The organism is Caballeronia sp., from assembly GCF_049581465.1.
Taxonomy (GTDB): domain Bacteria; phylum Pseudomonadota; class Gammaproteobacteria; order Burkholderiales; family Burkholderiaceae; genus Caballeronia.
Genome location: NZ_JBAUSA010000776.1, coordinates 1 through 4795 on the forward strand (window position 1 = coordinate 1; position 4795 = coordinate 4795).

At 59.8% G+C, this 4795-nt stretch carries 5 protein-coding genes and 1 pseudogene; 3 read left to right on the forward strand and 3 right to left on the reverse strand.

Translation table 11 applies throughout. The annotated features are described in order from the left end of the window. Nucleotides 1–116 precede the first annotated feature (116 nt). A pseudogene (locus WCA53_RS19100) lies at nucleotides 117–251 on the forward strand (3-hydroxyacyl-CoA dehydrogenase NAD-binding domain-containing protein); the annotation flags it as partial. A gap of 76 nt (nucleotides 252–327) precedes the next feature. Here the strand turns inward: WCA53_RS19100 and WCA53_RS19105 are convergent. Together WCA53_RS19105 and WCA53_RS19110 are read right to left on the reverse strand one after the other, a co-directional pair. Then, complete coding sequence (locus WCA53_RS19105) at nucleotides 328–651, reverse strand: hypothetical protein (protein ID WP_423914119.1); 324 nt, start codon at nucleotides 649–651, stop codon at nucleotides 328–330. Between the two features lie 569 nt (nucleotides 652–1220). Further along, on the reverse strand, nucleotides 1221–1373 hold the full coding sequence (locus WCA53_RS19110; RefSeq protein WP_423914122.1) for a hypothetical protein: 153 nt from the start codon (nucleotides 1371–1373) through the stop codon (nucleotides 1221–1223). Nucleotides 1374–1636: 263 nt separating this feature from the next. On the opposite strand from WCA53_RS19110, the gene WCA53_RS19115 reads away from it, so the two are divergent. After that, on the forward strand, nucleotides 1637–2563 hold the full coding sequence (locus tag WCA53_RS19115) for a DUF72 domain-containing protein (RefSeq protein WP_423914130.1): 927 nt from the start codon (nucleotides 1637–1639) through the stop codon (nucleotides 2561–2563). Here WCA53_RS19115 and WCA53_RS19120 read toward each other — a convergent pair. Next, nucleotides 2560–3717: a hypothetical protein gene (locus WCA53_RS19120; RefSeq protein WP_423914125.1), complete on the reverse strand. Its 1158-nt coding sequence runs from the start codon at nucleotides 3715–3717 to the stop codon at nucleotides 2560–2562. The genes WCA53_RS19115 and WCA53_RS19120 overlap by 4 nt on opposite strands. A gap of 272 nt (nucleotides 3718–3989) precedes the next feature. Here WCA53_RS19120 and WCA53_RS19125 point away from each other — a divergent pair. Further along, the coding region (locus WCA53_RS19125; protein ID WP_423914127.1) for an AGE family epimerase/isomerase at nucleotides 3990–4795 on the forward strand (806 nt) is incomplete at its 3' end.

Consider the following 4795-nt stretch of genomic DNA (forward strand, 5'->3'; position numbering starts at 1 on the left):
CTTGAATGTGGCACGCGCCTCCCATCTATTGGGCCGGGGTTGCAGGACGTGCGCGCATGTAACACCATGGGCCGTCAGAATTCTTGTTCCCCAACGGATCACCCGGAGTAGTCCACTTGCAATCGACCCAACGCATCACCACCGATAAACCCGTCGCCGTCCTCGGTGCTGGAACGATCGGTCTAAGCTGGGCCGCGCTGTTTGCGGCTCACGGATTCGACGTCCGAATCTGGGACCCCAGCGAGAAAGCGACGGCAGACGCGGACGTTAAAAAGCCGGCCCCCTCACGGGAAGCCGGCTTTTTTCCACCGTCATGCCGACGATCGACTAGCCGTGATGGTCTTGATCATGGTCGTAGTGACCCTCCACGTGCGGCGGCGGGCGATGAACAGGACCGTGGTCATGCGGGTGGTTGCGCATCCATTCGTCACGTTCCCAATAGCGATGGCCATCCCAATACCGGTCGCCATGCCAGCCAAGGTTGATCACAACGGCGGTGCGCATCATCTGCGGCTGCGCATAGCCCTCCTGAACAACGGGACCGTGAATCATTGCGTTATCGCCCTGAGCGACCTGAGCGAAAGCGGTAGTGCCGGTCAACAACGCGCCGCCAGCGATTAGCGCAGCGATGATCGAGCGTGAGGTTTTCATGACAATTCTCCCTGTCTGTGGATAGTGTTCGGTGTTGATTCCAAGACTGGCGGCAGGTCAGAAAAGCTGTCTGTCCGGATGCCGCGTCCTTGAGAACCAATGTAGCGGCCGTTCACGTTGCACGAAGTAAGGCCTTGTAAGAGTTGATTTCATCAAGACGCGGCGGAACAAGGCCCGTGGGGCGTACGCAACTGGCTGATTACTAGCGGCTTTGTGCCGCATCAGGCATGCGTTTACCTATCAGCCAGCGTTACGACTCGTAAGCGATGCAAGCTTAATGAATGCTCAAATAGCTGGCACGCGCGCGTTCAAAGCGAACCGGAGCGAGGAAAAGGGAGCGCAGGCGCGAGAAGCGCTGCTGATACAAGCGGGGGTAATACGGGATACGGATGAAATACAGGACGCAACTGCCCGATAAATTCAAGCAATCGGTAAATAGATTTGGTAGAAAAACTACACCAACACCTACGATGAAAGCAGGCGGCTCGCACGACCAAAAACCAGTGTCAATATCAAATTGAGCAACATGCCGGTTTTCTCCATGAGTGCCGCGCTGCTTCCTGACCAGATCACAGACGGATGCCGAAGACGGTACCGCGTGCCTTGCGAACGCGCTCTGCTTCACGCTGACGAGCTTCGTACGAGTAGTCCGAGTCCATCGGAAGGTGGGGCGATTCGAACAGCGATGCGAACTTTTGCAGCAAAGTGAAGAGGTAGCTCATGTGTGACTCCAGTGGGTTGGGTTCAGGGTAATCCCTTAGAACGAATTATAGGGTTTTCACTTAGAAATTTCTAGTGCGTCGCAACAATTTTTATGTAGTTTTTCTACATTTGTGTATTTCTACAACGCGGGGTCCAGAAGTCGGACGAGAATCGGAAATACTTACCGGCTTCGCGATGACACCATGAGGCATGACTTGTGCGGCCTGCTGGGCACGACGCGGTCATGCGTCGTCTCTTCATCGTCGAAAGTGGGGCAAGCGAGATGGCTACGATTCGCATTGGCATGTCGGGATGGCGGTATCCGCCGTGGCGTGGCGTGTTCTACCCCGAAAAGCTCACGCAAGCCAAAGAGTTGGAATATGCATCTCTTACCTTGAGTTCAATTGAGTTGAACGGTTCGTTCTATTCACTGCAGCCGCCCGCGTCGTTTCACGCATGGCACGACGCAACGCCGGCCGGCTTCGTCTTCAGCGTGAAAGCGCCGCGTTTCATCACCCATATTCGTCGCGCCAAAAACGTCGATGGACCGCTCGCGAATTTTTTTGCGTCGGGCTTGTTTGCGCTGAAAGACAAGCTCGGCCCCATCCTGTGGCAATTTCCACCGAACTTCGCCTTCGACGCCGCTACGCTTGGCGGCTTCCTGGAACTGCTGCCGCACGATACCGACGCGGCATTGAACCTCGCTGAGAAGCATGAGCCGATGATGAAAGGCCGAACCTTTCTGGATATCGACAGGAAACGCAAGGTGCGTCATGCGATCGAGATCCGGAACCAAAGCTTCATCGATGAAGCTTTCGTCGAGCTGCTGCGTGAGCATCGCGTGGCGCTGGTCGTCGCCGACACAAACGGCGAATGGCCGCGCATGGAGGACGTGACCGCCGATTTTGTCTATCTGCGGCTACACGGGCAGGAGGCGCTTTATACCGGCGAGTACAGCGATGCGGCGCTGGATTCGTGGGAAGCCAGGATCAGGCGCTGGCATGACGGCGGCGAGCCGGGCGACGCGCGGCGAACAGCCAGGCGCGCGCCAAGAAGCACTAAAGAGCGCGACATTTATTGCTATTTCGATAACGACAAGAAAGTGAAGTCGCCCTTCGATGCGCAGCGTCTCGCGTCACGGCTTGGGATCGACTGGACGGCGCGGCACGAGGGCGAACGAGCAGCCCTGATGTCGGCGGCGAAGCGCTAGAGCCGCTTCATCCGTCTGGTGATGTGGCTTCGCTTGGGCGAGGGCGAGTGCGCGGGCTGCGCTGCGTCCAAATCGTTTGCGCCGGCAGCGGCCCCGTCGTGATGGGGGACCCCGACGTTGGCCGAATCGGTATCGAAGAAAGATTCGAGACTTGCTGCCTGATTCTGCATCAATTGCTCGATACGCAACTGTTGCACCGTATTTTCCTCCGTCAGCCGCTTCAGCGCGATGGCTTGCGCGATCCCGGTCGCGACGGACGCCAACAGCACGCACACGACAATCGCCAGCAAGGTTTTCATCCGCCGCGACAACGCCGCCGCTGAATTCTTGTGGTCCGCAACGAGGCCGCTCATGGCTTTAGTGATATCTGCGAACGCGGCGGCCTGGGCGGTATCGAACGTGGACCCGTCGGAACGCCCAGCGGGCGGCCGCGTGCGGCGGTCATCATCGATCAAGGTCGCTGTAAGCAATTTAGGCGCGACGGGCGACCGTAACGGGCTTGTGCCGGGGTCGTCATCGAGTAACGTCGCAGCAAGCGATTCCGGTGCGTGGCGATCAGGCGCGGCAACCGTGCTAACCGCGTTCTTAGCGCGCGCTTCAGACATCCGTCTCGAACGGCGCGGCAGTGCTTCATTTGGCGCAGCAGCTTCCGCGATCTCGCTACCTGCTTCAGGCGGCACCGGGCCGGCGACCACTCCATCGGGGGGAGGGACATCGTCGAAGGCCAGTTCAAGGCTGGCCGCTTCCGCTGCGGCGTTGCCCCGTTCATCGCTTAAATCCTGGGAAGCCGTGGCAGACGGCACCGGACGCAACAGCCGAACCGACGCAAGCGGATCGTCCGCCTCCGCCGTCGCCGACACCGCCGCCATGAAAACCTCGGGCAATTCGAAACCCGCGAGCGTGCCTTGGCGGACGTCGGTATTCATAGCCTGAAGCGTCGCGCGCTCGGCGTCGTCCGCGAAGAGATCAAGGGTCGGCGCGCCGTAGGGAATGCCGAACGACGGCGGCCGGTTCAACAGCGCAAGGCGCTGCGGCGAGCGCGCAGTACGGGCCGGTTTGCCCTCCGCTTCGCTTGAGGCCGGCAACTGGGCGGAGTCAGCGTCGCCCGAAAGAGCGGCGGAACGGGAAGCGGGATTTACAGCAGAATCTGGCATAAGTCGATGATTGACAACGCGACAAGCGGCCGGGCCAGCGGGTTAACAACGACGCCCGTGGACACGGCGCGGCCTGCACAATGCAGCGGAAAAGCGGACGCGCGGATTTTCGAGACCGCATTGTCGCATGTCTGAACATGCAGCGATTAGCAGTGCCGGGAGTCGGCCTTTTTGATTTATCCTTGGAGCCCCGCATCCGGACCTGGATAGCGTTCTCTTCCAGGCGCGACCTTGGCACTCGTTCAACCCTTTCGCACCATCGACAAAGCCGCATGCACCACGCTGATCCGAACACAGCACTCCCGCCCTACGCCAACGCCGCTACGCTTCGCGCGCATTATCGAGACGTTGTGTTGCCCATCTGGCGCGGCCCGGGCTTCAATCCCGTGCTGGGCCTGGCTTTTGAAGCCGTCGCCGAGGACGGCTGCACACCGGTGCCGCCTACGCGCTACCGCGCAATGGCGTGCGCCCGGCAATTGTTCGTGTTCTCGGAAGCCGGGGAAATCGACCATGCGGATACGCTGTTCGAATCGCTCCAGACCTATTTTCAGGACACGAAAAGCGGCGGTTGGTTCTATAGCGTCGACGCGAGCGGCGTACCGAAGGAGCGTCAAAAGGATCTGTACACCCACGCGTTCGTGATTTTCGCGTGCGCGGAATATGCGCGACATGCGAGCGCTGCGGCTCGTGCGCGCGCGCTCGCGGTGCTTGAAGAAACATCCGCTTTGATCGAGCAGCGCATGGCCGACGGCGCGTTATTCAGCACCGCCATGTCCGAAGATTTTTCCATCGTGCTCACGGCGCCGACGCAAAACCCGTTGATGCATCTCACGGAAGCCTGGCTCGCGGCTCGCGAAACAACCTCAGACCTCTCGTTCGACCGCCGGCTGGAAAAGCTCGCAGCGGCTGTGATGGAGGCGTTCGTGCATCGCGAGACGGGTTGCATGGCCGAATTGCCGCTGGGGAGCGCCGGCAACTGGCTGGAACCGGGCCATCAGTTCGAGTGGCTGTTCCTTGCGCAATCGAGCCGGCATGCCGCGTTTGAAACCGTCGGGTTGAATGCCGCACTGATTCAGGC